A 24,223-nucleotide genomic window follows, 5' to 3' on the forward strand; every position below is an offset into this window, starting at 1 on the left:
CCTCTCCAGCTTGTTATGGAAAGGGGTACGGGCGCTTTGTCGCACCGGATCACTATCAGATCAATTTTCTTTGACCTGCACCCAGATGCTTTGGGCACGGCCGTCTTTCAAAAACGGCAAAGCTTCGACCGCGTCGGGGCGATCCTGTTGCAGGTAGTACCCGGGCCAAAGCATTGAATATGCACCGGATTGCAGCAAGGCGTGCAGCATGTACTGCTCTCCCCAACCCGGGCAGTCATAGAAGAACCGCTTGGGATATTCATAGGGCAGAAAAACATCGTGCACATGGATGACCACACCGGGCTTGAGCGCGGGAATGATACGGCAGAACAGATGCGCGACGTCATTGCTCATCCGAACAACATGGCTGGAATCTATGAAAAGAACGTCGCCTGCCTCTAGTTGATCGAACAGCGCCGGATCGACCTCTTCCAGACGTTTCTGTTCGAACTGATCCACCACATGCGCGATGTCTGCTCGTGGATATGGGTCGATGGCGGTGACTTCTGTCTGCAACCCGCCGTCGATTATCGCCTGACGCGTCACACGGGTTGAGTTGCCGCAACCCACCTCGATCACACGCTTCGGTTTGAATCTGCGTATCATCAGATACAACGCGTCCGCATCCGGGCTGTCGTAGTACCCGTTGTTGATACGATATCCGGTCTTGTTGCGTGCCGGGTCTTTAACAGCTTCTAGCGAAGCGGAGTGTTTTTGGTATTCCGACATCAATTGAGTGATGTCGAACCCGTCCATTCCTGGTGACAAGGCATAGGCCGGGCGGGTCAGCCCCCCTGCCCGTTCGAACGCCTCAAGGCGCGCACGCTCATCCCGTTCGGTTACTTTGTCGACCAGTTTGACACCAAACCGGTCAAGCGCGGCGTTCAGCCGGGGAAATTTCCTGGGTTTCACGGGAGGCTCCGGATTTGGTAACAATCTGGACGCATCCTTACCTTTGCGCACGGGGGCTTCGCAAGAACCCAGCAGGCAAACACTTGGCAAAAAGGCGATTTCCGTATTCACTGGTCCGAACACAGTTGCGAGGGCCGGAATGCAGCAGGAATTTACGCTGGGCATCGAAGAAGAGTATCTGCTGGTCGATCGCGACAGCCTGGAACTCGCCGAAGCACCTGCCGCCCTGATGGAAGCCTGTCAGGCCGATTTTGAAGGTCAGGTCAGCCCGGAGTTCCTACAATGCCAGATCGAGGTCGGAACGCGTCCGCATGTGACCATCAGCTCAGCGCGCGAGGATCTGAAACGCTTGCGTTCCTGTGTGTCGAAACGCGCAGCCGAACACAACCTTGCTCCGATTGCAGTATCCTGCCACCCGTTTGCTGACTGGAAAAAACAAACCCACACGCGAAAAGACCGATATGACGCGCTGCAACATGCGCTGGGTGGTGTGGCGCGACGCATGCTGATCTGTGGCATGCACGTTCATATCGGAGTGGCCGATTCGGCCTTGCGTGCCGACCTTGTGCCGCAACTTTCCTACTTTCTTCCGCACCTCTTGGCCTTGTCGACGTCATCGCCATATTGGAATGGAGAGGACACTGGACTGTCATCGTACAGGTTGACGGTGTTTGACAATCTGCCCCGGACCGGACTGCCGCCGGTCTTTTCCGGTTGGTCCGAATACGAACGCACCACGGGCATTTTGGTAGAACTGGGCGTTATCGAAGACACCACGAAAATCTGGTGGGATTTGCGACCGTCGCACCAATATCCAACGCTGGAGACCCGGATCATGGACGTGCAGCCCCGGCTGGAGCATGCGCTTTCACTGGCCGCGATGGTGCAGGCGTTGACGCGAATGCTGTGCCGCCTGAAAGATCGAAACCTCAGGTGGCGGCAATATGACCGGTTCCTCATTGGTGAAAACCGCTGGCGCGCGCAGCGTTATGGTGTCGGCGAAGGCATGATTGATTTCGGGGACCGCTCGATCAAACCCATGCCGGAACTCATGGGCGAGTTGATGGGCTTGCTCGCCGAAGATGCCGAAGCCTTGGGCACCATGTCCGAACTGGCAAAGCTCCAGCAAATTGCCCAGAACGGCACCTCGGCCACCCGTCAGCGCCGGGTACATGCCGAAGCTGCCGCAAAAGGCGATGATCCGGGAAAAGCCGTGGTTCAGCACCTGATCGACGAGTTTCATCAGGATCTCTGAATGTCCCTGACATTTCCTGCAGATGATTGTGCCAGTGATTGCTGGCCATGCAAAATTTCTGTAAGGATTGGGAAATAAACACTCGTTCAATTCACCGGGCAGCGTGGGAGGCAAGCCATGGATTTCGCAACGACCGAAGAGCAGAATGCGATCTTCGACATGGCCCATGATTTCGGGCAGGAAAACATCGCTCCATATGCCCGCCAGTGGGAGGCTGAAGGCACCATCCCAAAAGACTTGTGGCCGCGCATTGGTGAGCTGGGTTTCGGCGGTCTTTATGTGTCCGAAGACAGCGGTGGCTCTGGCCTGACGCGTCTGGACGCCACGCTTGTGTTCGAAGCTTTGTCGATGGCCTGCCCCTCGGTCGCAGCATTTCTATCGATCCACAACATGTGCGCCAAGATGCTGGACAACTTTGCCAGTGACGAGCTGAAGTCCCGCATCATGCCTGATGTGTTGAGCTTAAACACCGTGCTGAGCTATTGCCTGACCGAGCCCGGATCGGGATCCGATGCAGCCGCGTTGAAAACCCGCGCTGAACGCACGAACGAAGGCTACACCCTGAACGGCACCAAAGCATTTATCTCGGGCGGCGGATACTCGGATGCCTATGTCTGCATGGTGCGCACCGGTCAGGATGGACCTAAGGGCATTTCGACGGTCTATGTCGAAGATGGCACCGCTGGCCTCAGCTTTGGTGCGCTGGAACAAAAGATGGGTTGGAAAAGCCAGCCAACTGCGCAAGTACAGTTCGACGATTGCAAAATCCCTTCTTCCAACCTCGTTGGTGTCGAAGGCGACGGTTTCAAATACGCGATGATGGGGTTGGATGGCGGACGTCTGAATATTGCGTCCTGTTCGCTGGGTGCCGCGCAATCCGGACTGAACATGACGCTACAGTACATGTCCGAACGGAAGGCGTTTGGGCAGTCCATTGACCAGTTTCAGGCTTTGCAGTTCCGCCTGGCGGATATGGAGATTGAGTTGCAGGCCGCCCGGACATTCCTGCGTCAGGCCGCATGGAAACTGGATCAGGGCGCACCGGACGCCACAAAGTTCTGCGCGATGGCTAAAAAATTTGTAACTGAAACTGGGTCGAAAGTGGTTGATCAGTGCCTCCAGTTGCATGGCGGCTATGGTTATCTGGCCGATTATGGCATCGAAAAGCTTGTACGCGATCTGCGCGTGCATCAGATATTGGAAGGCACGAACGAGATCATGCGAGTTATCGTTGCGCGCCAGATGCTCTCTCAGCGCTGAGGACTTTATGTCGGACATCTATATTCGGACCGCAGGCCGTGCCGGCCGTATCACACTGACCCGGCAAAAGGCGCTGAACGCACTCAGCTATGACATGTGCCTGGCCATCGACACCGCCTTGCGTAATTGGCGCGAAGATGATGCGGTTGATCTGGTCATTCTGGATGCCGAGGGTGACAAGGCCTTCTGCGCAGGCGGCGATATCGCCGAGCTCTATGAGACCGGAGCAAAGGGCGATTTTGAATATGGCCAAAAGTTTTGGCGCGATGAATACCGTCTAAACGCACTGATTTTTGAGTATCCCAAGCCTGTAGTCAGCTTTCTCCAAGGCTTCACGATGGGCGGCGGTGTTGGCATCGGGTGCCACGTTAGCCATCGTATCGTAGGCGAAACGACGCAAATCGCCCTGCCCGAATGCTCGATCGGTTTGGTTCCGGATGTCGGCAGCACACTGATGCTGGCACTCGCGCCCGGACGGTTGGGAGAGTTCCTTGGTATCACCGGCCACCGCATGGGCCCTGCCGATTCTATCCTGGCCGGCTTTGCTGATCACTTTATCCCGCAAGATCAATGGTCCGATCTGATTGACATGCTCGAAGCCTCCGGCGACGCCGACACTATGGAACGCCACTCCGAAACACCACCGACAGGGGCGTTAGCCAACCTACAAGCTGACATCAACGCACATTTCGGTGGCGAAACACTGGGCGATATCCAGAACAGTCTTCGCACCTCAGGCGATAATGACGCCGCTGTAAATGCACTTAAGCTGATCGGACGCAACTCGCCTCTGTCCATGGCCTGCACGATCGAGATGCTGCATCGTCTGCGTACCCCAAACCTGACAATGCGCAAGGCATTGGAACTTGAGTATCGCTTTACCTATCGTGCGATGGAGCATGGGGATTTTCTGGAAGGCATCCGGGCACAAATCATCGACAAAGACCGCAACCCCAACTGGCTCCATAAAGATCAGGATGTTCCGGCAGTTGCCGTTTCGAAGATGTTGCAGCCTTTGGGCACGGACACGCTGACATTCGAGGAGGATTAAGGAATGAAAATCGGGTTTATCGGCCTAGGAAATATGGGTAATCCGATGGCAGCCAACCTTGCCAAAGCAGGGCATGATGTCACCGGCTTTGATATGGCGGACGTCACTGTTCCGGGCGTTAACATGGCCAATTCAGGGGCCGAGGCAGCCGCAGGTGCCGACGTCGTAATAACCATGCTGCCCAACGGGCAAATCCTGCGCGCAGTGGCGAATGAAATCATCCCTGCCATGACGTCCGGAGCGGTTTGGATTGATTGCTCAACCGTCGATGTCGACAGCGCCCGCGCCGTCGCCGAACAGGCCAGCACAGAGGATGTTCTGGCAGTCGACGCGCCGGTATCGGGTGGGATTGGCGGTGCCGCTGCGGGGACCCTGACTTTCATGGCAGGCGGCAGCGACGCCGCTTTTGAAAAAGCCGCTCCGCTGTTTAACATCATGGGGCAGAAGGCCGTGCATTGTGGCGACTCCGGCGCCGGTCAGGCTGCCAAGATCTGCAACAACATGATTCTTGGCGTCACGATGATCGCAACCTGTGAGGCATTTGCCCTGGCTGACAAACTTGGTTTGGACCGGCAAAAGATGTTCGATGTGGTCAGCACGTCCTCGGGCTATAGCTGGACGATGAACGCCTATTGCCCTGCCCCGGGTGTCGGCCCTGCCAGCCCTTCGGACAACGACTATCAGCCCGGTTTCGCGGCTGAACTGATGCTGAAAGATCTTCGCCTCAGCCAGCAAGCTGCTGAAAGCTCGGACGCAGACACTCCCATGGGACAGGTCGCGGCCGCGCTCTATGAGAAGTTCGTCGAATCCGAAGACGGCTTGGGCAAGGATTTTTCCGCCATGCTGCCACGGTTCGAGAAACGCGGACGATCGTAGATCGCAATAGCTAAGGGGCGAAAATTTCATTGGGTGGCCTTGCGTCGCCCAACAATATTTTGTCGCACCAAGCTAAATAACAAGCGACAGGGTAAATTCCCAAAAGTAAGAATCTGCCGCCAACGCTGTTCTTTGTGCAAAGTTCATTCAGCGGCTACTTTTTGTCCATCCAACATCGGCTTGAGGTACTTACCGGTGTGGCTGCGTTCGACCTCAGCCACATCCTCGGGTGTACCTGTCGCCACGATCTCACCCCCGCCGTCGCCGCCTTCGGGACCGATATCAATGATATGGTCAGCGGTTTTGACGACATCCAGATTGTGCTCGATCACAACAACTGTGTTACCTTGATCGACCAGTTCATGCAGCACTTCCAACAACTTGCGCACGTCTTCGAAATGTAGGCCAGTGGTTGGTTCATCCAGAATATACAAAGTCCGCCCGGTCGAGCGTTTGGACAATTCCTTTGAAAGCTTCACGCGCTGAGCCTCGCCACCCGAAAGCGTGGTCGCCTGTTGGCCGACCTTGATATAGCCAAGCCCGACACGGGCCAGCGCGTCCATTTTATCGCGGATCGACGGCACGGCCTTAAAGAACTCCTGCGCGTCTTCGACGGTCATATCAAGGACATCGGCGATAGACTTGCCCTTGAACTTAATCTCAAGTGTTTCGCGGTTATACCGCGCGCCCTTGCAGGTTTCGCAGGTGACGAAAACATCTGGCAAAAAATGCATCTCGATCTTGATCACGCCGTCGCCCTGACACGCCTCGCAGCGACCGCCTTTGACGTTAAAGCTGAATCGCCCGGGTTTGTATCCCCGCGCCTTTGCCTCGGGCAGACCGGCAAACCAATCGCGGATCGGTGTAAAGGCCCCGGTGTAAGTCGCTGGATTCGAACGCGGAGTTCGCCCGATAGGGCGCTGGTCGATATCGATGACCTTATCCAGATGCTCCAACCCTTTGATTGTCTCGCAGGGCGCCGGTGTTTGCCGCGCACCGTTCAGGCGCATCGACGCGGTTTTGAACAGTGTCTCAATTGTAAGCGTCGATTTCCCACCTCCGGATACACCAGTGACGCAAACAAACTTGCCCAGCGGAAACTCGGCCGTCACGTTCTTCAGGTTGTTCCCGGTTGCTTTGACAACAGTAACTTTCTTTTTGTTGCCCTTCCGCCTTTCCACAGGAACCGAGATTTCACGAGTCCCTGCCAGGTATTGACCGGTCATTGAAGCCACATCCGCCGCAATCTGATCCGGTGTTCCTTTGCTGACGACTTGTCCACCGTGCACTCCGGCCCCCGGCCCGATGTCAAAGACGTAGTCCGCTTCGCGGATCGCCTCTTCGTCATGCTCAACCACGATTACAGTATTTCCCTGATCACGCAGGTTCTTAAGAGTACCAAGAAGGCGGTCATTATCTCTCTGATGCAGTCCGATTGACGGTTCGTCGAGGACATACAAAACCCCCGTCAGACCCGACCCGATTTGGCTGGCCAAGCGAATGCGCTGGCTTTCACCGCCAGACAACGTACCACTTGAGCGGGACAACGTAAGGTATTCCAAACCAACGTTATTCAAGAATCCCAGCCGTTCACGTATTTCCTTGAGAATGGCACGGGCGATTTCGTTTTTTTGAACGCTCAGATGGTTCGGCGCATCCTCGATCCAGGCCAGAGCCTCTCTGATCGACATCTGAACCACCTGCCCGACATGCATCCCTGCAATCTTGACTGCCAACGCCTCAGGACGCAGGCGATAGCCTCCACAGGCGCCGCAGGGCCGGTTGTTCTGGTATCGCTCAAACTCTTCCCGAATCCAGGCGCTGTCAGTTTCGCGATAGCGGCGCTCCATATTCGGGATCACACCTTCAAAGCTGCGGGTCACCTGATAAACGCGCCCGCCTTCGTCATAGCGGAACTGGATTTCCTCATCGCCCGAGCCACGCAGGAAAACTTGCTGAACCTTTGCCGGAAGATCTTTCCATGGCGTGTTCTTGTCGAACTCATAATGCCGGGCGATTGCTTCGATAGTCTGCAGAAAATACGGCGACTTCCCCTTACGCCAAGGCGCCAACGCCCCGTCGTACAGTTTCAAGGTTTGATCCGGCACAACAAGGCGCTCGTCAAAGAACAACTCGACGCCCAGACCGTCACAATCCGGGCAGGCCCCAAACGGAGCATTGAACGAAAACAAACGGGGTTCGATTTCAGGAATCGTAAAGCCGCTGACTGGGCAGGCAAAGTTCTCGCTGAACGTAATACGCTCCGGATCGCCTTCGCGCGGGGCAGTCTCCAGAACGGCAATACCGTCCGCCAAATCCAGCGCAGTACGCAAACTGTCAGCTAGCCGGGTTTCCATTCCCTCGCGAACGACAAGGCGATCGACGACGACATCAATGTCATGGCGAAACTTCTTGTCCAGCGTGGGCGGTTCGTCCAACTCATAGAACTCACCGTCAACTTTAACGCGTTGAAAGCCCTGTTTGCGCAGTTCGAGGAATTCCTTTTTGTATTCCCCTTTGCGATCGCGGACGATCGGAGCGAGAAGATATCCGCGAGTCCCCTCTTCCATCGTCATGATGCGGTCGACCATGTCCTGAACCTGTTGGGCCTCAATCGGCTGCCCAGTGGCCGGGCTGTAAGGCGTACCGGAGCGAGCGAACAGCAGGCGCATATAGTCATAGATCTCGGTGACCGTTCCGACCGTAGAACGCGGGTTTTTGGACGTAGTTTTCTGTTCAATCGAAATGGCAGGCGACAGGCCGCTGATGTGATCCACATCCGGCTTCTCCATCATGTCCAGAAACTGACGGGCGTAGGCCGAAAGGCTTTCGACGTAACGACGCTGGCCCTCGGCATAAATCGTGTCAAAAGCCAAAGAAGACTTGCCAGATCCTGACAGCCCGGTGATCACCACAAGCTGATCGCGCGGGATGTCCACGTCGATACCTTTGAGGTTATGTTCGCGCGCGCCGCGCACTTCGATATTCTTCAGCTCAGCCATTTTTGGCCCCCAACACACAAGTGTCTTAGAAATAGGTGAACGACGCTGGAACTCCAACAGAAAAATCAGAACAAAGCAAGAACTGTCATCTATTCGCCTATCCGACAAAGCAGCATCGCAACTGACACGCCGAAGCGTGCAACAAGTTACGATTTCAACGCTGACTTTTGGGAAAATGGCGCGGTTGACGGGGCTCGAACCCGCGACCCCCGGCGTGACAGGCCGGTACTCTAACCAACTGAGCTACAACCGCGCATCTATTTTCGTGATCCATTTACCCGGATCCAGGCTGACAGCAGTGGCGCGGTTGACGGGGCTCGAACCCGCGACCCCCGGCGTGACAGGCCGGTACTCTAACCAACTGAGCTACAACCGCCCGCTGTCTGTTCATCGCTGAACGTTTGGGTGTATTATGGCTACGCCCCGACATCGTCAAGCGGCGTTTTGAAGTTTTTTCGAAGAACCTGTTTTTTTCCGATTTGCGCGCCTGCTCGCAGGACCAGAAAACCCGTCTTTCAAAGGTCGGCAGTAATTCACCATCGGCCATCTTGCCAACCGATCCGAGTCCCTGTAACTGCACCGCCTACGGGTGATTAGCTCAGTGGTAGAGCGCTTCGTTCACATCGAAGATGTCAGGAGTTCAAATCTCTTATCACCCACCATTCCCTTTTCTGAGAATCAACGTCCTTCAAGGTATTGAAACTACGAAACTTGCCAGCCTGCGTTTCGGCTGCGTATCGTCCCTGCATCTGCCGTGTAGTTGATCGGCGCCGCAGCACAGGATTTCGCATGGCCAAGTTGAAACGGGATATCGGCCTTGTCGGCCTGACTTTTATTTCGGTTGGCGGAATCATCGGATCGGGCTGGTTGTTCGGCCCCTTGCTTGCAGTGCAACACGCAGGGCCTGCCGCGATCCTGTCTTGGATCATTGGTGCAGTCGCCATGTTTGTTCTTGCCATAACCTTCGCCGAAATCTCGGCCATGCTTCCCATTCCCGGAGGGATCGCCCGTGTCCCACAGTTTTCGCACGGCAACATCGTTTCGATGGCAATGGGTTGGACGGCTTGGATTGGGTACAACACCACCGCCCCGATTGAGGTCGAAGCTATGCTGAAATACCTCGCACCCTATGCCCCCTGGCTGCACGCTGCCGAAACGGGCGATTTGACCGGTGCCGGTATCACCGTGGCGCTGTTTTTCATGCTGCTGTTCGTGGTCATTAACGCGTTGGGGGTGAAGTTTTTCACGCAGGTCAACGCAACGCTGACATGGGCAAAAATTGCTATCCCCATCGTGCTGTCGGTATTGCTGATCGCAAGCCGATTTGAAACTGGGAACTTCACCCAACCGGGTGGTTTTGCGCCTTATGGTCTACAGGGGATCATGGCAGCTGTTTCCACCGGGGGCGTTATCTTTTCCTTTATCGGTTTTCGCCATGTGGTCGATATGGCCGGCGAGGTTCGAAATCCCAAAGTAGCGATCCCAGCTGCCTTGGTGCTTTCCATCATTCTGTGTGCCGCCATCTATGTCGGTTTGCAGATCGCGTTCATTGGCGCGCTTGATCCGGCAATGCTGAAGAACGGTTGGGCGAACCTAAACTTCGGCGGTCAGGGGCCATTGGACGGAGTCATCCTATCAGTCGGAATCGTCTGGTTTCTAAGCTTTTTGAACATCGGCTCGGTCATCGGACCTTTCGGTAATGGTTTGGTTTCTACCGGCTCAAACGCACGGATCGCGCTGGCTTTGTCACAGAACGGGTTCCTGCCAAAACGTCTGCAAATGTTGTCCGCGTTCGGGGTGCCTTTGTGGGCATTGGCCCTGAACTTTCTGATCGGAGTGTTATTCCTTCTTACGGTTCCGTTTACCACAGTTATCGCCCTGAATGGTGCCGCCATCGTTGTATCGTTTGCCGTCGGACCAATCGCCGTAGTTTGCCTGCGCCGACTGATGCCGGACCACCCGCGTTCAATTCGCATCCCCTTTGTTAAAGTGGTGGCTGTCACGGCCTTCGCGGTCGCAACCCTCATCGTCTATTGGAGCGGATGGGACACCGTTTGGCGGCTTGGCATCGCGTTGGTCATCGGGTTCGTTCTGCTTCTTGCACGATTCCACAATCGACTGGACGAAATGGATGTAACTGAAGCCTTGTGGCTGGTTCCCTACTTCGTCGGGATCGGCCTGATCTCTTTTCTGGGACAGTTCGGCGAAGGTGCGCTAAAGCAAATTCCCTTTGGCTGGGACATCCTGCTGTGCGTGCTGTTTTCGACCGCCATCTTCGGCCTTGCGGTCCGATCCTCCCTGTCGGCCAAAAAATTTCGAATCTACATTGCAGAGGAAGAGGTTCTGGACCCGAAGAAACCCGTCATCGGATTCTGAACAGAAAAAAGGCGGGGAAGACCCCGCCTTTTCCTTGTTTATTTCTTAGTGTGTCGTCGCCGACGGGCTCGAGCTTTCCGTAGCCTTCGCAGCGGCTGCGGCAGCCTCTTCGGCGGCCTCATCCCATTCGATGGCTTCGGGTTCGCGCACCAGTGCCTCTTTAAGAACCTCGGACACGTGCTTGACCGGAATGATCTTCAGGCCTTCTTTCACGTTGTCCGGGATCTCGGCGAGATCCTTTTCGTTCTCTTCCGGAATCAGAACCGTCTTAATGCCACCGCGCAGCGCCGCCAGCAGTTTCTCTTTCAAACCGCCTATTGGCATCGCGTTACCACGCAACGAAACCTCACCGGTCATGGCGATATCCTTGCGTACCGGAATGCCAGTCAGGACCGACACGATCGACGTTACCATAGCCAGACCGGCCGATGGCCCATCTTTCGGTGTCGCGCCGTCCGGCACGTGGACGTGGATATCCAGCGAGTCAAACTTAGGCGGCTTCACCCCGATCTGAGGCGAGATTGACCGCACATAGGACGACGCCGCATCGATGGATTCCTTCATCACATCGCCCAGCTTACCGGTGGTTTTCATCCGACCCTTGCCCGGCAGTTTCAGCGCCTCGATATGCAGCAGGTCACCACCAACGGAGGTCCACGCCAGACCGGTAACAACACCGACCTGATCGTCCTGCTCAGCGAGCCCATAACGGAACTTCGGCACACCAAGGAAATCATCCAGATTGTCGGGCGTCACAGTGACCTCTTCCGCCTCTTTCTTGATGATCTTGGTCAGCGATTTCCGCGCAACCTTAGCGATTTCACGTTCGAGGTTTCGCACCCCCGCTTCACGGGTATACGTGCGGATGATCTTCTGCAGCGCCTCATCGGTCAGTTCAAACTCCTTGGCCTTAAGACCGTGGTTTTTGACCTGCTTGTCGATCAGGTGTTGCTTGGCGATCTCGCTCTTTTCCTCTTCGGTGTAACCGGCCAGCGGGATGATCTCCATCCGGTCCAGCAAAGGCCCAGGCATGTTGTAGCTGTTCGACGTGGTCAGGAACATCACGTTGGACAGGTCATATTCGACCTCAAGGTAGTGATCCATGAACGTGCTGTTCTGTTCCGGATCCAACACCTCAAGCATTGCCGAAGCCGGATCACCACGGAAGTCCTGCCCCATCTTGTCGATTTCGTCGAGCAGGATGAGCGGGTTCGTGGTTTTCGCCTTCTTCAGCGCCTGAATGATCTTACCTGGCATCGAGCCGATATAGGTCCGACGGTGACCGCGGATCTCGGATTCATCGCGTACACCACCCAGCGAGATGCGAATGAACTCGCGCCCCGTGGCTTTGGCAACGGACTTACCCAGCGAGGTCTTACCCACACCCGGAGGGCCGACAAGGCACAGGATCGGGCCTTTCAGCTTCTTCGAACGCTGCTGAACCGCCAGATATTCAACGATCCGCTCTTTGACCTTCTCAAGCCCATAGTGATCGTCATCTAGAATGGTTTGCGCGCGCGCCAGATCTTTCTTAACGCGAGATTTGGTGCCCCACGGCAAGGCCAAAATCCAGTCCAGATAGTTGCGCACGACAGTGGCTTCAGCCGACATCGGGCTCATATTGCGCAGCTTCTTCAGCTCGCCTTCGGCCTTTTCGCGCGCCTCTTTCGACAGCTTGGTCTCTTCGATCTTGGCTTCCAGCTCGGCGACCTCGTTGCTGCCGTCCTCGCCATCGCCAAGCTCCTTCTGAATGGCCTTCATTTGCTCATTCAGATAGTACTCTCGCTGCGTTTTCTCCATCTGGGTTTTGACACGGGTCTTGATCTTTTTCTCGACCTGCAAAACAGACATTTCGCCCTGCATCAGGCCATAGACCTTTTCCAGACGCTCGCTGACGCTGAGGGTTTCCAGTAGTTCCTGCTTCTGCTCGACCTCAATACCCAAGTGACCCGACACGAGGTCGGCCAGCTTGGCGGGTTCGGCAGTCTCGCCCACTGCAGTGAGTGCTTCTTCGGGGATGTTCTTGCGCACTTTCGCATAGCGCTCGAATTCGTCTGCAACCGTGCGCTGCAGCGCTTCGGTCGTCGTCACATCACCTGGAATCTCGGTCAGATATTCGGCGCGGGCCTCAAAGAACTCTTCGTTTTCAAGGAATTCCGTGATTTTCACACGAGCCTGGCCTTCGACCAGCACCTTCACGGTGCCGTCCGGTAATTTCAGCAACTGCAATACATTGGCCAGCACGCCCGACCGATAGATGCCGTCCTCGGTGGGGTCATCGTCACTTGGGTCGATCTGGCTGGACAACAGAATCTGCTTGTCGTCCTGCATCACTTCTTCCAGCGCGCGGACGGATTTTTCACGACCGACGAACAGCGGCACGATCATATGTGGGAAAACCACGATATCGCGCAACGGCAGCACTGGGTATGAGGAGTTCAGGGGCTCTTGCATGCTCTATCCTTATCATTGGCAAGACGGCTCTGGTCCCTCATCGAGGCAACGCCTGGCCGTCTCCTGTCTTGGACGATTAAGGTGGGGCAGTTAGTGCCCTATTTCAACCTTACCGTCATCTCTCGAAGTGAGAATGACCTGAGGTGTTCGGGACTGCAAGGCACCTAACGGACTATTCGGCGATTTTCATCATCATTGCGCCGATTGCCTATCAAACGGGCTCGATATCGCCTTGTTGGCGCTGCGCATGGAACTCTGCTCGCCAGGCCTCAAAAGTGCCGGCTTCAATCGCATCGCGCATGCCCTGCATAATCTCTTGGAAATAATGCAAGTTGTGCCAGGTCAGCAACATGCCCGAGATCATTTCGTTCGAGCGAAAAACGTGATGTAGGTAAGCACGCGAATAATTCGAGCATGCCGGGCACGTGCAGTTTTCGTCCAGCGGACGCGGGTCATCAGCGTGGCGGGCGTTTTTGATGTTCACAACACCGTAACGTGTAAAAACTTGCCCGGTACGCCCCGAACGGGAAGGCAGAACGCAATCCATCATGTCGATTCCGCGCGCGACCGCACCAACGATATCATCAGGCTTACCGACGCCCATCAGATAGCGCGGTTTGTCGACAGGCAACATGTCCGGCGCAAAGTCCAGCACGTCAAACATCGCTTCTTGCCCTTCGCCCACGGCAAGACCGCCGACGGCGTAACCCTCGAAACCGATCTCTTTCAGCGCCTCGGCTGATTCCTCGCGGAAATCCTTTTCCAGCCCACCCTGCTGAATACCAAACAGCGCATGGCCTGGGCGATCTCCGAAAGCATCGCGTGACCGCTGAGCCCACCGCATCGACAGGCGCATCGATTCCGCAATGCGATCCCGGTCCGCAGGCAATGCCGGGCATTCATCAAAGCACATGACAATGTCAGAGCCCAAAAGGCGCTGAATCTCCATCGACCGTTCAGGCGTCAACTCGTGACGCGAGCCATCGATATGCGATTTGAAGGTCACACCTTTGTCGGTCAGCTTCCGTAACCCAGCCAGCGACATGACCTGAAACCCGCCGGAATCCGTAAGGATCGGTCGTTCCCAGTTCATGAACTTGTGCAACCCACCCAAACGGTCGATCCGCTCGGCTGTCGGACGCAGCATCAAGTGATACGTGTTGCCCAGCAGAATATCCGCCCCTGTAGCGCGTACACTTTCCGGCATCATTGCTTTGACCGTTGCCGCAGTGCCGACCGGCATAAATGCAGGCGTACGCACTTCACCACGCGGAGTATTGATAACTCCGGTGCGGGCCTTTCCATCCGTGGCCTTCAGGTCGAAAGAAAAACGGTCTGTCATTTGAATGCCTCAGGATCGCTGAACCGGGCAGCAATTGCCCGATCTTCGCTACTAATGCAAGACGTCAGGGCAGTGACGCGACGCGGTCGGTGAAAAGGCTTACAACCCCCGCCCCGTCCACATCGCGGCATACGCGAACTGTTGGTCTATCCGTGTCTGGTCGGGTTGCTCCGATTTGCGTCCCTTCAACCACCACCCGAAGCCCGGTTTCGACCATCTCGAACATGGGTTCGTGCGTACAAGCTATCACGGCTGTGGAGTCGTGCAGGCCGCACCCCTCCAAACCACCAATATCCTTGTAGAATTTCAGGTAGAATTTCGCGATGTCACGAAGGAACCCACCCATATCAGCCGAACGTGCAGCCAGTGCCTCGAAATCTGCATTCGCGTACAGAGTTTTCAGCGTGACATCCAAGCCGACCAGAACCGTATCCGGCGGCGATGCGAACACCGCATCCGCGGCCAGTGCATCGTTATATATGTTGGCCTCGGCATGATCAGTGATGTTTCCGGGACAAAACACAGCACCGCCCATGATCACCAGCCGCTTAATGTTGCCCGCAAACTCAGGATCCAACTGCATGGCATCAGCGATATTGGTCAGTGGGCCAACGGCACAAACGACAAGCTCACCCTTGTGTTCCCGCGCCTGATCCACAAGAAATTCAGCCGCAGTCATAGTGTGATTTGATCCAACCTGGGGAATTTCGGTGATATCCCCAAACCCTTCGGGGCCGTGCACATGCTCGGACGGCGTATGCGAATCTGCCCCCCGCCGGTGCGGCGCGCCCTCTGCAACCGGGGCGTCGATCCCCAGTTTATGCAGCAGGAACCGCGCGTTGCGGCTGGACTGATGCACATGTGTGTTGCCAAAAACGGTGGTCAGGCCAACCAGGTCAATTTCTGGTGCAGCGGCGGCATAGGCAATGGCCATCGCATCGTCGATGCCCGGATCTGTATCAATTATCAGTTTCATCCCCGCCCGATAGCGCAATCACGACCGGATGCAAAGCAGCCACATTCAAAATTTTCCATGCCACATCTCGGGTTTCTGAGATTTGCATCCATCCCCGTTCCCGCCATACCAGAGTTGAAAATGGGCGAGTCAATCCCCAAGTGTATACCATAGTACACAATAAAAGAGGACAGATATGACCGAAGATCAGATAATCGGACTGCTAACATCGAACATCATTTACCTGCTCGCAGCAGTTCTGATCGTCGTTGTAATACTCAAGGGCATAAAAATTGTGCCGCAATCGGAAAAATATGTGGTTGAACGCTTTGGCCGCCTGCACTCGGTGCTTGGCCCCGGAATTAACTTTATCGTTCCTTTTCTGGATGTTGCACGTCACAAGATATCCATTCTTGAACGCCAGTTGCCAAATGCGACGCAAGACGCGATCACCAAAGACAACGTGCTGGTTCAGATCGATACATCGGTATTTTACCGCATTCTTGAACCTGAAAAGACTGTTTACCGGATCCGCGACGTCGATGGTGCAATCGCAACTACGGTTGCAGGTATCGTCCGTGCCGAAATCGGTAAGATGGATCTGGATGAGGTCCAGTCGAACCGCGCGCAACTGATTGAGCGCATTCAGGAAAGCGTAGAAACCGCCGTTGATGACTGGGGTATCGAAGTAACCCGGGCCGAGATTCTGGACGTGAACCTCGATCAGGCCACCCGCGACGCGATGTTGCAGCAGTTGAATGCCGAACGTGCCCGCCGTGCGCAGGTGACCGAGGCCGAAGGACAGAAACGCTCAGTCGAATTGCAGGCCGATGCAGAACTTTATGCGGCCGAGCAGACCGCAAAAGCCCGCCGTATTCAGGCCGAAGCTGAAGCATATGCAACCGGCGTTGTCGCCAAGGCCATTCAGGACAATGGTATCGAGGCTGCTCAGTATCAGGTTGCGTTGAAGCAGGTCGAAGCCCTGAACGCGCTGGGTAACGGTACCGGATCGCAAACCATTGTTGTCCCTGCCAACGCGCTTGAAGCCTTTGGCGATGCGTTTAAAATGCTGAAAGGAGGAAAGTAATGGCTGATCCCTTCTGGCTTACATGGTGGCTCTGGCTGGCCGGAGCGCTTGCTCTGGGCATACTTGAGATCGTCTTGCCGGGGTTCATCTTTCTTGGCTTTGCGATTGGAGCAGCTGTCACGGGGCTTTTGCTTGTGCTTCCGGGCTTTGCCCCAGGCCTACCGGTACTACTATTGATCTTTGCAGCACTATCGCTGGTGTCCTGGCTGATCCTGCGTCGCATGTTTGCCCTGCCCCACGGTCAGGTCAAAACCTTCCGCCACGATATCAACGAGTGATCCAAATCGACGCAGCGTCCCGGGGCCCCACGGCACCACTGGACGCTGCCACAGGCTTTCCCTATATAATTTATCAGGTAACAGCCCCGAGGCATGAATGACGCATCCAAGTGAACAGTTCGAAGGTACGCCGTTGATTGCGCCTTCGACCATCGATCATCCACTCTACGAATCTGTGGTCGAGGCTTGCAGAACCGTCTTCGACCCTGAGATTCCGGTAAATATCTACGATCTGGGTCTGATCTATACGATCGACATCACCAAGGAAAACGCTGTGAAGGTCATCATGACCCTGACTGCGCCTGGATGCCCGGTCGCCGGCGAGATGCCGGGGTGGATTGTCGAGGCGATCGAACCGGTCGCGGGCGTCAAGGAAGTTGACGTAGAACTGATATGGGAGCCCCCGTGGGGCATGGAAATGATGTCGGACGAAGCACGTCTTGAACTGGGCTTCATGTAGCCTCAGGTTTTCACCCTAAAGACATGCAAACAATATGTAATCAAGCAACAGGGCCGCTTTTTCGACAAAGCGGCCCTATTTGTATTTTTGGCAGAACCACGCAGCTTATTTTACGCCGCACGTCGCTTTGATTTCTTCCGCCCGCTCATCCAGTTTCTTGACATAGTCGCCGGAGAGCATCGTCAGTCTTTTCTGCTCAGTTCCAGTGGCCAGACCCAGCAAGGCGCCCGCAGGTGTGATTGCAATGACACTTTCTACCTGCTGATCTTCCGCATGTTTCTTTTCAGCTGCGATGGCCCGAAGATCACCCTCGGCTGTGGAGCAATTCACTGGGTGCACCTTGCCGTCTGTTTCGGCAGACACGAAATTCGCGGATAAGAAAAAGGCGCTAGCGACCTGCAGTAGAAGAGTTTTTCCGAATTTAATGCTAAAACCTGCCATGATTATTTGCCCTTTATCAATAAAGCCTGATACTGCGGTCAGGCTAAGGTGAACGTTGATTAAGATGCAAGTTTACTTTGAGCGGCCACCCGTGGGACAAGCATTTTGACGGTAAAAATTAGGTCAGCAGGTTTGCTATGTCTTGAGCCTGACGCGTCTCGGCCCTAAATTGGGGATAATGTAGCGCAACGGAGACCACCATGTTTGGCATTCCCGGCAAACAGGCCGTGACAATGACGCCCAAAGCCGCCGAGCAAATCGCACGCCTGATGGCGTCCGGCGGTCATGCTGGCTTGCGTATTGGCATCAAGAAGGGCGGTTGCGCGGGCATGGAATACACCATGGACTACGTGGATGAGGCCGAACCCAACGACGAGGTGGTCGAGCAGGACGACGCCCGCATCATGATCGCGCCCATGGCGCAGATGTTCCTGTTCGGAACTGAAATCGACTATGAAGTTTCGCTACTCGAATCCGGGTTCAAGTTCCGCAACCCGAATGTCGTGGACGCTTGTGGATGCGGTGAATCCATCAAATTCGACGACGCGCTGTCTTCACAAAACTAACTCGCCTTCAAATGCACATAGGTTTCGTTGTAACGCCGTGTGAGATGGTCACCGGCGCTGATTGTCTCGCCTGATTTCGGCGGAGCGACGTTAGTATCGTAGGACGGATTAAAGAAGAGTGGGACCGAAACACGTTCCTGCGTACCGCCCACAACGCGGTGTTCGGTGGCTTTTACTTTTCCGGCGGTCCAGAATTCCAGCATCTCGCCAAAGTTGATGATGAACGTACCCGGTGCGGCCGAGACTGGTTGCCAACTGCCATCCGGCATCCGGACCTCAAGTCCTGAAACTCCGTCGGTCGCCAGCAATGTCAGGCAGCCATAGTCAGTGTGCGCCCCAATGCCAAAATCCCGATCACCGGCCCATGCCGGGCGTTCTGGATAGAAGTTTCCGCGCAAAAGGGCCATTGGTGTGTCGAAGGCACGATCAAAGCTGGTTTCATCCCGGCCTAAAGCGACGGCAATTGACCTGAGAACGCGCATCGCAACCGAGCAAGCGTCGCTGTAATATGTTTGGATTACACCTTGAAATTCCTGGGGCTTTTCCGGCCACAGGTTCGGTGCATACACGCTCAGCCCATTGTCAGCATATGCGTTTCCGGCTGGCAGCTCATAGCCGCAATCGAACACTTCCTTGAAATCGGGATTGGCCATTGGGTCCACCTGTTCGGATCGCGGCGCGCCCCACCCTCGGTTCGAACCCGTCATTGCCATATCAACGGTCTTTTTGTGATGGTCAGGCAAATGGAAGAATTCACGATAGGTTTCGATTACGTTCCGTACCTGATCGGCATCAAGCCCGGTGTTGGACACCGTCAAAAAGCCAACCTCACCCACGGCATGCAACAGTTTTGCTAGCTCTGAAGCCTCACGGTCGTCCAGTTTCTTCAGATTCAGATCGTCGATCATACCGCCCTCCAATGTGAAGCGGAACCTGCCGTTATGATCTGACCTTTGCAACCGGAATTGTCAGGCTCGGCCGGTGGTGCTATCCGATGACCAAACAACGATTTATTTGGGGGTATGCGTTATGCGACGCAAGTTGGCGGCTGGAAACTGGAAAATGAACGGAACTGCGGCTGATTTGCCCGAGCTTCAGGCGCTAGCCGGGTCGTTTCCTGACGCATCAGTGGATGTTCTGATTTGCCCACCCGCAACCTTGCTGCACCGCGCGGCAGAAACGGTAAAAGACACCGGAATTTCGGTCGGTGGACAGGACTGCCACGCGGCCGAATCCGGCGCGCATACAGGCGATGTCAGCGCCCAGATGCTAATGGATACAGGGGCAAGCGCCGTCATTCTTGGCCATTCCGAACGGCGCGAGGATCATGGTGAGCAAAACGACGATGTTCGCGCCAAAGCCCGCGCTGCGATGGATACGGGCCTGAAAGCCATCATTTGTGTTGGCGAAAGCCTGGAGCAGCGCGAGGCCGCGAACACGCTGGACATAATCGGCGGACAGTTGTCCGGTTCGATCCCAGACCAGTCGACCGGCGAAAACCTGATCGTCGCCTATGAGCCAATCTGGGCTATTGGCACCGGCAAGGTCCCCACCCTGGACGAGATCGGAGAAGTGCACGACTTCATCCGCGCCCGGCTTGAGCGTCGATTTGGCGAAGGTGTCGGCCGCTCGGTCCGTTTGCTCTATGGTGGTTCGGTCAAACCGGGAAATGCAGCAGAAATCTTTGCTGTCTCCAACGTGGACGGGGCCTTGGTGGGCGGCGCAAGCCTGAAAGCCCAAGACTTTTCCGGCATTATCGACGCCCTGCAAAAGGCCTGAGGTCAGGCTAGTTTCATTGTCACCAGCCCCGTCACAATCAGGGCCGCCGCGATCAGGCGGGGCGCAGTCAGCGCCTCACCCAGAAACATTGCGCCGACCATGAACGCCCCTACAGCACCGATGCCAGTCCAGATCGTATAGGCCGTGCCCAAAGGCAAATCGCGCATCGCAAGAGCAAGCAATCCGAACGATCCGATCATCGACACACCCATCAGGGCCGTGGGCCATAAGCGCGTGAAACCGGCGGACTGCTTCATGGCAACGGCCCAGACAATTTCCAGCAGACCGGCGAACAACAAAAATATCCAGGGCATAGAGAAACCTCACATCGTTTCGGGTCGTCCCGAATGATCAACCAATGCGGCGAGGTCGTCCTCTTGTCCGTACATAAAGTCTCTTGATTGGCATTCAAGAGGATGCGTTGTGCTGGTCGCAAACTCGCAAAGGGTACGAGTCGAAAATTGCAGTATATGAAGAGTGCTTTGCCCCTTGATAACAGCGACTGTCACAAGGGCATGTGACGCCATCGCGCTGATGACAGGATCAAGCGGGTCACACTGGGAAGTAACGCGCAGCAAGAAGGCCGGGTCTGTCAAAGACCCGGCCTTTTTTGTCGCGGGCATGCCCGCTAGTTCGTCACGATTTCCGGACCCATAAAGGTATTGGGCAAGAAGGTCGAAATCCACGGAATATACGTCACCATGATCAGGAAGACGAACAGTACGGCCAGGAACGGCAGCGCCGCCTTCACAACACTCATCATTGGCATACCGGCCACGCCCGAGGTCACGAACAGGTTCAAACCAACCGGGGGCGTAATCATCCCGATTTCCATGTTCACCACCATGATGATGCCCAAATGGATTGGATCGATACCCAGCTCGATGGCGATCGGGAACACCAAAGGTGCCACGATAACCAGCAAGCCCGAGGGCTCCATGAACTGACCGCCGATCAAAAGGATCACGTTGACGACGATCAGGAAGGTGACCGGACCAAGACCCGCGGACAGCATGGCGCTTGCAATGTGCTGAGGCACCTGTTCATCCGTCAGCACATGCTTGAGGATCAGCGCGTTGGCGATGACGAACAGCAATGTCACCGTCAGCTTGCCTGCCTCGAACAGCGTGTGCTTGGTATCGGGGTGAAAGAACGCCGTGACCAGCGCATAGGGCTTTTTTAGCAGCGGAACGCTCTGGCCATCCCCAGCGGTGCTGAGCGGCCCCATGTCCTTGTAGACAAAGCTGGCGATAAAGAAGGCATATACGGCAGCCACTGCTGCAGCCTCGGTCGGCGTGAAGATACCACCATAGATACCGCCCAGAATAATCACGATCAGGAATAGGCCCCAACCGGCTTCGCGTGCGGAGGTAAAGATTTCTCCCCAACCCTTCCAGTCACCCTTCGGCAGGTTCTTAACCTTGGCCATGACGTAAATCGTGACCATCAGCATCAGGCCCGCCATCAGGCCCGGGATGACGCCCGCAAGGAACATCCTCCCGACCGAGACCTCAACGGCCGCAGCGTAAACAACCATCACGATGGACGGCGGGATCAGAATGCCCAGCGTACCCGCGTTACAGATCACACCAGCGGCGAATTCCTTGGAATAGCCAACCTGCCGCATACCGGCGATCACGATGGAACCGATGGCGACAACCGTGGCCGGAGAAGAGCCCGAAAGCGCAGCGAACAACATACAGGCAAAGACACCCGCAATTGCTAGGCCACCCGGCAAATGGCCAACGCAGGCAATCGAGAAACGGATAATCCGTCGCGCCACGCCGCCCGTTGTCATAAAGGATGAGGCGAGGATGAAGAACGGAATGGCCAACAGGGTAAAGTGCCCTTCAAAAGCTTCAAAAAGCGTACCTGCCACAGAAGCCAGCGAGCTGTCGGAGTAGATCAACAGGAACAGGGTCGAGCTGAGGCCCAAGGCCACCGCAATCGGCACACCGATCAGCAGCAGGCCAATAACCATTGAGAAAAGAAGTACGACGTCCATCAGTCATGCTCTCCTTGCTGAGCGCGGACTTCTTCGATCTCGTCCTCGACTTCGTGGCTGGCGACAAGACGGTCGGTCTCACCACGCCAGATTTGTACTGCGACCTGCGCAAAGCGGATCACCAGAAGCAGCATCGACACCGGCAGCACCAGATACGGCACCACCTTGGGCAGTTTTTCATACCCCTCGCCATAGTTGATCAGGTCCTCAAGAAAGCGCAGCGGTGCGACCATGGGAATATCGTCAACTTCGTAAAAGCTCTGGCTGCGTGCATCGAAATTGAAACCGGTCGGGAACCAGCGGCCCGAGGTGGGCGGCAGGTCGGCAAACACGGCCCAATAGTCATACGACCCTTTCAACAGCAGCAGCGAAAATGCCAGACAACACGCCACCGAGATCAGTGCCAAAATGCGGCGCGGCGCCGGGGCCAGCATGTTCAGGATTGCATCCACACCCAAGTGAGCGTGCTTTTTGACCGCGTATGACGCGCCCAGCAACACCAGCCACCCAAAGGCAAAAACCGTTAGTTCAAGTGCCCACAGGATGTTGGAATTGAATACAAACCGCGCGATTACATTGGCGAAGGTCACGACTGTCATCAGGCCCAAGAGCGATGCAATCAGAGTCTCTTCGATATGGTCGACCAGCCCGCCTTGGCCGGGTTTCGAACCAGACATTTATCTGTCCCCACATTATTAGTGATGAGAGTTTGGTGTGGCGGGCCAGATCTCGGCCCGCCCGGCCTGCGCGTCAGCAACTCCCCAGTCTTTGGACACGCGGCCTGAACCGGGATCAGAACCCGGCGTTGATGGCCTGAGCGGCGTCGATCTTGTCCTGACCTACGTCGTCTGCGAACTTGTCCCAAACGGGTTTCATCGCGTCGACCCACGCCTGACGCTGTTCAGGGTTCAGATCGCGGATGATACCGCCTGCATCGGTGATCGACGCTTTGGCCGCTTCATTCACAGCAAAGGCTTCCTTGTTCCGGGTCTCGGTCACCTCACCCAGGATGGTCAGAAACTGATCGCGAACTTCCGGGTCAAGGCTGTCCAGCCAGTCAACCGACGTCACAACCAGGTAATCAATGATACCGTGGTTGGTCTCGGTGATGCCGTCCTGCACTTCGAAGAACTTCTTACCGTAGATGTTCGACCAGGTGTTTTCCTGCCCGTCAACAACGCCCTGCTGTAGCGCGCCATAAACTTCCGAGAACGCCATTTTCTGCGGGCTACCGCCGATGGCTTCCATTTGGGCAACCAGAACGTCCGAAGACTGAACACGGAACTTCAGACCTTCGGCATCCGACGGGGACTCCAGCGGCTTGTTGGCCGACATCTGCTTCATACCATTGTGCCAGAAAGCCAGGCCCTGCAGGCCGCGGCGCTGCATGCTGTCTTTCATCGCCTGACCATCCGCTGAGGCCTGGAAGGCGTCCACGGCGTCGATGTTCTTGAACATGAACGGCAGGTCAAACAGGCGGAACTGCTTGGTAAACTTCTCGAACTTCGACAGCGATGGCGCAGCGAGTTGGACGTCGCCTTGCAGCATCGCCTCAAGAACCTTGTCATCATTATAGAGCGTGGAGTTCGGATAGACCTCCATGCACATTACGCCATTCATCTCGTCGTTCACGCGCTGTTCCAGCAGCGATGCCGCGATACCCTTGGGGTGTTTGTCAGTGTTCGTGACATGCGCAAACTTGACTACGATCTCGCCGTCGTCACAGGCGGCCATTGCAGCCGAGGCCGAAACGCTAAGCGCGAGTGCGGTGGCAGCAGTTGTAAGGAATTTCATCTGTCTTTTCCTCCCAGACTTCCATGAAACCTTCCGTCGACGCCGGATCGACGTCGCATGACGCGCAGTGAAGCGAATCAATGCCGACCGCTCAACTTTTTGTTCGAAATTCGAGAATTAGCATTATTATTATTCTATTTCTGATACTTAACAGGATCTTCTTCACTATCATCAGCCAGCGATGCATCTTTCTGTGCGGAATTCCGCACAGCCATATCCCCGGATGTGCGGATTTCCGCACGCGCCCCGAATCGGGTCGAACGACTCACCTGATGATTCTTGAACGAACACCCGCCGCCTCTGGATGCATGCTTATGGCCCAATGCCTTC

Annotated in this window: 21 protein-coding genes and 3 tRNA genes; 11 read left to right on the forward strand and 13 right to left on the reverse strand. The window is 55.7% G+C overall.

The genetic code is table 11. The features are described from left to right. Window positions 1-60: 60 nt before the first annotated feature. On the reverse strand, window positions 61-912 hold the full coding sequence (locus ACR0AK_RS07815) for a class I SAM-dependent methyltransferase (protein ID WP_480792920.1): 852 nt from the start codon (window positions 910-912) through the stop codon (window positions 61-63). Between the two features lie 139 nt (window positions 913-1,051). On the opposite strand from ACR0AK_RS07815, the gene ACR0AK_RS07820 reads away from it, so the two are divergent. The 4 genes from ACR0AK_RS07820 to mmsB all read left to right on the forward strand — a co-directional run bounded on the left by ACR0AK_RS07820 (window position 1,052) and on the right by mmsB (window position 5,354). After that, window positions 1,052-2,167, forward strand: coding sequence for a carboxylate-amine ligase (locus ACR0AK_RS07820; protein WP_480792921.1), 1,116 nt, complete (start codon window positions 1,052-1,054; stop codon window positions 2,165-2,167). Between the two features lie 117 nt (window positions 2,168-2,284). Beyond that, complete coding sequence (locus tag ACR0AK_RS07825) at window positions 2,285-3,427, forward strand: acyl-CoA dehydrogenase family protein (RefSeq protein WP_480792922.1); 1,143 nt, start codon at window positions 2,285-2,287, stop codon at window positions 3,425-3,427. Window positions 3,428-3,434: 7 nt separating this feature from the next. Continuing rightward, window positions 3,435-4,478 (forward strand): enoyl-CoA hydratase/isomerase family protein, encoded by a 1,044-nt coding sequence (locus ACR0AK_RS07830; RefSeq protein ID WP_480792923.1) that lies wholly within the window; start codon window positions 3,435-3,437, stop codon window positions 4,476-4,478. Window positions 4,479-4,481: 3 nt separating this feature from the next. After that, window positions 4,482-5,354: a 3-hydroxyisobutyrate dehydrogenase gene (gene mmsB, locus ACR0AK_RS07835; protein WP_480792924.1), complete on the forward strand. Its 873-nt coding sequence runs from the start codon at window positions 4,482-4,484 to the stop codon at window positions 5,352-5,354. Window positions 5,355-5,497: 143 nt separating this feature from the next. Here mmsB and uvrA read toward each other — a convergent pair whose 3' ends face one another. The 3 genes from uvrA to ACR0AK_RS07850 form a co-directional block, all read right to left on the reverse strand. Further along, window positions 5,498-8,356 (reverse strand): excinuclease ABC subunit UvrA, encoded by a 2,859-nt coding sequence (gene uvrA, locus ACR0AK_RS07840; RefSeq protein ID WP_480792925.1) that lies wholly within the window; start codon window positions 8,354-8,356, stop codon window positions 5,498-5,500. A gap of 176 nt (window positions 8,357-8,532) precedes the next feature. Further along, window positions 8,533-8,609, reverse strand: a tRNA-Asp gene (locus tag ACR0AK_RS07845). 46 nt (window positions 8,610-8,655) lie between these two features. Next, window positions 8,656-8,732, reverse strand: a tRNA-Asp gene (locus ACR0AK_RS07850). A 211-nt stretch (window positions 8,733-8,943) separates the two neighbouring features. Here ACR0AK_RS07850 and ACR0AK_RS07855 point away from each other — a divergent pair. Both ACR0AK_RS07855 and ACR0AK_RS07860 read left to right on the forward strand, forming a co-directional pair. Next, window positions 8,944-9,018, forward strand: a tRNA-Val gene (locus tag ACR0AK_RS07855). Window positions 9,019-9,145: 127 nt separating this feature from the next. Further along, window positions 9,146-10,732: an APC family permease gene (locus ACR0AK_RS07860; protein WP_170557515.1), complete on the forward strand. Its 1,587-nt coding sequence runs from the start codon at window positions 9,146-9,148 to the stop codon at window positions 10,730-10,732. A gap of 45 nt (window positions 10,733-10,777) precedes the next feature. Here ACR0AK_RS07860 and lon read toward each other — a convergent pair whose 3' ends face one another. The 3 genes from lon to ACR0AK_RS07875 all read right to left on the reverse strand — a co-directional run bounded on the left by lon (window position 10,778) and on the right by ACR0AK_RS07875 (window position 15,504). Further along, complete coding sequence (gene lon, locus ACR0AK_RS07865; protein WP_170557516.1) at window positions 10,778-13,186, reverse strand: endopeptidase La; 2,409 nt, start codon at window positions 13,184-13,186, stop codon at window positions 10,778-10,780. Between the two features lie 211 nt (window positions 13,187-13,397). Further along, window positions 13,398-14,528, reverse strand: coding sequence for a tRNA guanosine(34) transglycosylase Tgt (gene tgt, locus ACR0AK_RS07870; protein WP_480792926.1), 1,131 nt, complete (start codon window positions 14,526-14,528; stop codon window positions 13,398-13,400). A gap of 64 nt (window positions 14,529-14,592) precedes the next feature. Further along, window positions 14,593-15,504 carry a nucleoside hydrolase gene (locus tag ACR0AK_RS07875; RefSeq protein ID WP_480792927.1) on the reverse strand — a complete coding sequence of 304 codons (912 nt, stop codon included), beginning with the start codon at window positions 15,502-15,504 and terminating at the stop codon, window positions 14,593-14,595. A 175-nt stretch (window positions 15,505-15,679) separates the two neighbouring features. Between ACR0AK_RS07875 and ACR0AK_RS07880 the strand changes: the two genes are divergently transcribed. The 3 genes from ACR0AK_RS07880 to ACR0AK_RS07890 all read left to right on the forward strand — a co-directional run bounded on the left by ACR0AK_RS07880 (window position 15,680) and on the right by ACR0AK_RS07890 (window position 17,308). Next, window positions 15,680-16,570 carry an SPFH domain-containing protein gene (locus ACR0AK_RS07880; RefSeq protein WP_170557520.1) on the forward strand — a complete coding sequence of 297 codons (891 nt, stop codon included), beginning with the start codon at window positions 15,680-15,682 and terminating at the stop codon, window positions 16,568-16,570. Beyond that, window positions 16,570-16,848, forward strand: coding sequence for an NfeD family protein (locus ACR0AK_RS07885; protein WP_170557522.1), 279 nt, complete (start codon window positions 16,570-16,572; stop codon window positions 16,846-16,848). Before ACR0AK_RS07880 ends, ACR0AK_RS07885 begins: the two co-directional genes overlap by 1 nt. A gap of 97 nt (window positions 16,849-16,945) precedes the next feature. Further along, the gene (locus ACR0AK_RS07890) at window positions 16,946-17,308 is read left to right on the forward strand and encodes an SUF system Fe-S cluster assembly protein (protein ID WP_170412809.1); all 363 of its coding nucleotides are present in this window, start codon (window positions 16,946-16,948) and stop codon (window positions 17,306-17,308) included. Between the two features lie 105 nt (window positions 17,309-17,413). On the opposite strand, the gene ACR0AK_RS07895 is transcribed toward ACR0AK_RS07890, so the two are convergent. After that, window positions 17,414-17,749 carry a hypothetical protein gene (locus ACR0AK_RS07895; protein ID WP_254452873.1) on the reverse strand — a complete coding sequence of 112 codons (336 nt, stop codon included), beginning with the start codon at window positions 17,747-17,749 and terminating at the stop codon, window positions 17,414-17,416. A 200-nt stretch (window positions 17,750-17,949) separates the two neighbouring features. Between ACR0AK_RS07895 and ACR0AK_RS07900 the strand changes: the two genes are divergently transcribed. Beyond that, window positions 17,950-18,315: a HesB/IscA family protein gene (locus ACR0AK_RS07900; RefSeq protein WP_170557523.1), complete on the forward strand. Its 366-nt coding sequence runs from the start codon at window positions 17,950-17,952 to the stop codon at window positions 18,313-18,315. Here the strand turns inward: ACR0AK_RS07900 and ACR0AK_RS07905 are convergent. Next, entirely contained in the window at window positions 18,312-19,223 is a 912-nt protein-coding gene (locus ACR0AK_RS07905; protein WP_480792928.1) for an isopenicillin N synthase family dioxygenase, read from the reverse strand. The two genes, ACR0AK_RS07900 and ACR0AK_RS07905, sit on opposite strands and share 4 nt — an antisense overlap. A 121-nt stretch (window positions 19,224-19,344) precedes the next feature. Here ACR0AK_RS07905 and tpiA point away from each other — a divergent pair, with 121 nt between their 5' ends. Continuing rightward, window positions 19,345-20,094, forward strand: a complete 750-nt coding sequence (tpiA, locus tag ACR0AK_RS07910) for a triose-phosphate isomerase (protein WP_480792929.1) — start codon at window positions 19,345-19,347, stop codon at window positions 20,092-20,094. A 2-nt stretch (window positions 20,095-20,096) separates the two neighbouring features. On the opposite strand, the gene ACR0AK_RS07915 is transcribed toward tpiA, so the two are convergent. From ACR0AK_RS07915 to ACR0AK_RS07930, 4 genes are all read right to left on the reverse strand, one after another. Beyond that, a complete protein-coding gene (locus tag ACR0AK_RS07915; protein ID WP_170557529.1) occupies window positions 20,097-20,408 on the reverse strand; it encodes a DMT family transporter in 312 nt (103 codons plus the stop codon). 314 nt (window positions 20,409-20,722) lie between these two features. Next, window positions 20,723-22,099, reverse strand: coding sequence for a TRAP transporter large permease (locus tag ACR0AK_RS07920; RefSeq protein ID WP_170557531.1), 1,377 nt, complete (start codon window positions 22,097-22,099; stop codon window positions 20,723-20,725). Next, a complete protein-coding gene (locus ACR0AK_RS07925) occupies window positions 22,099-22,776 on the reverse strand; it encodes a TRAP transporter small permease (protein ID WP_170557533.1) in 678 nt (225 codons plus the stop codon). Before ACR0AK_RS07925 ends, ACR0AK_RS07920 begins: the two co-directional genes overlap by 1 nt. Window positions 22,777-22,891: 115 nt before the next feature. Further along, on the reverse strand, window positions 22,892-23,893 hold the full coding sequence (locus ACR0AK_RS07930; RefSeq protein ID WP_480792930.1) for a DctP family TRAP transporter solute-binding subunit: 1,002 nt from the start codon (window positions 23,891-23,893) through the stop codon (window positions 22,892-22,894). Window positions 23,894-24,223 lie beyond the last annotated feature (330 nt).

It is taken from the genome of Ruegeria sp. BI12 (genome assembly GCF_056537985.1).

Excerpts from the sequence above, each read along its gene's own strand:
- ACR0AK_RS07820 (WP_480792921.1), top strand. The coding sequence starts at position 1,052 with ATGCAGCAGGAATTTACGCTGGGCATCGAAGAAGAGTATCTGCTGGTC.
- ACR0AK_RS07825 (WP_480792922.1), top strand. The coding sequence starts at position 2,285 with ATGGATTTCGCAACGACCGAAGAGCAGAATGCGATCTTCGACATGGCC.
- ACR0AK_RS07830 (WP_480792923.1), top strand. The coding sequence starts at position 3,435 with ATGTCGGACATCTATATTCGGACCGCAGGCCGTGCCGGCCGTATCACA.
- mmsB (WP_480792924.1), top strand. The coding sequence starts at position 4,482 with ATGAAAATCGGGTTTATCGGCCTAGGAAATATGGGTAATCCGATGGCA.
- uvrA (WP_480792925.1), bottom strand. The coding sequence starts at position 8,356 with ATGGCTGAGCTGAAGAATATCGAAGTGCGCGGCGCGCGCGAACATAAC.
- ACR0AK_RS07860 (WP_170557515.1), top strand. The coding sequence starts at position 9,146 with ATGGCCAAGTTGAAACGGGATATCGGCCTTGTCGGCCTGACTTTTATT.
- lon (WP_170557516.1), bottom strand. The coding sequence starts at position 13,186 with ATGCAAGAGCCCCTGAACTCCTCATACCCAGTGCTGCCGTTGCGCGAT.
- tgt (WP_480792926.1), bottom strand. The coding sequence starts at position 14,528 with ATGACAGACCGTTTTTCTTTCGACCTGAAGGCCACGGATGGAAAGGCC.
- ACR0AK_RS07875 (WP_480792927.1), bottom strand. The coding sequence starts at position 15,504 with ATGAAACTGATAATTGATACAGATCCGGGCATCGACGATGCGATGGCC.
- ACR0AK_RS07880 (WP_170557520.1), top strand. The coding sequence starts at position 15,680 with ATGACCGAAGATCAGATAATCGGACTGCTAACATCGAACATCATTTAC.
- ACR0AK_RS07885 (WP_170557522.1), top strand. The coding sequence starts at position 16,570 with ATGGCTGATCCCTTCTGGCTTACATGGTGGCTCTGGCTGGCCGGAGCG.
- ACR0AK_RS07890 (WP_170412809.1), top strand. The coding sequence starts at position 16,946 with ATGACGCATCCAAGTGAACAGTTCGAAGGTACGCCGTTGATTGCGCCT.
- ACR0AK_RS07895 (WP_254452873.1), bottom strand. The coding sequence starts at position 17,749 with ATGGCAGGTTTTAGCATTAAATTCGGAAAAACTCTTCTACTGCAGGTC.
- ACR0AK_RS07900 (WP_170557523.1), top strand. The coding sequence starts at position 17,950 with ATGTTTGGCATTCCCGGCAAACAGGCCGTGACAATGACGCCCAAAGCC.
- ACR0AK_RS07905 (WP_480792928.1), bottom strand. The coding sequence starts at position 19,223 with ATGATCGACGATCTGAATCTGAAGAAACTGGACGACCGTGAGGCTTCA.
- tpiA (WP_480792929.1), top strand. The coding sequence starts at position 19,345 with ATGCGACGCAAGTTGGCGGCTGGAAACTGGAAAATGAACGGAACTGCG.
- ACR0AK_RS07915 (WP_170557529.1), bottom strand. The coding sequence starts at position 20,408 with ATGCCCTGGATATTTTTGTTGTTCGCCGGTCTGCTGGAAATTGTCTGG.
- ACR0AK_RS07920 (WP_170557531.1), bottom strand. The coding sequence starts at position 22,099 with ATGGACGTCGTACTTCTTTTCTCAATGGTTATTGGCCTGCTGCTGATC.
- ACR0AK_RS07925 (WP_170557533.1), bottom strand. The coding sequence starts at position 22,776 with ATGTCTGGTTCGAAACCCGGCCAAGGCGGGCTGGTCGACCATATCGAA.
- ACR0AK_RS07930 (WP_480792930.1), bottom strand. The coding sequence starts at position 23,893 with ATGAAATTCCTTACAACTGCTGCCACCGCACTCGCGCTTAGCGTTTCG.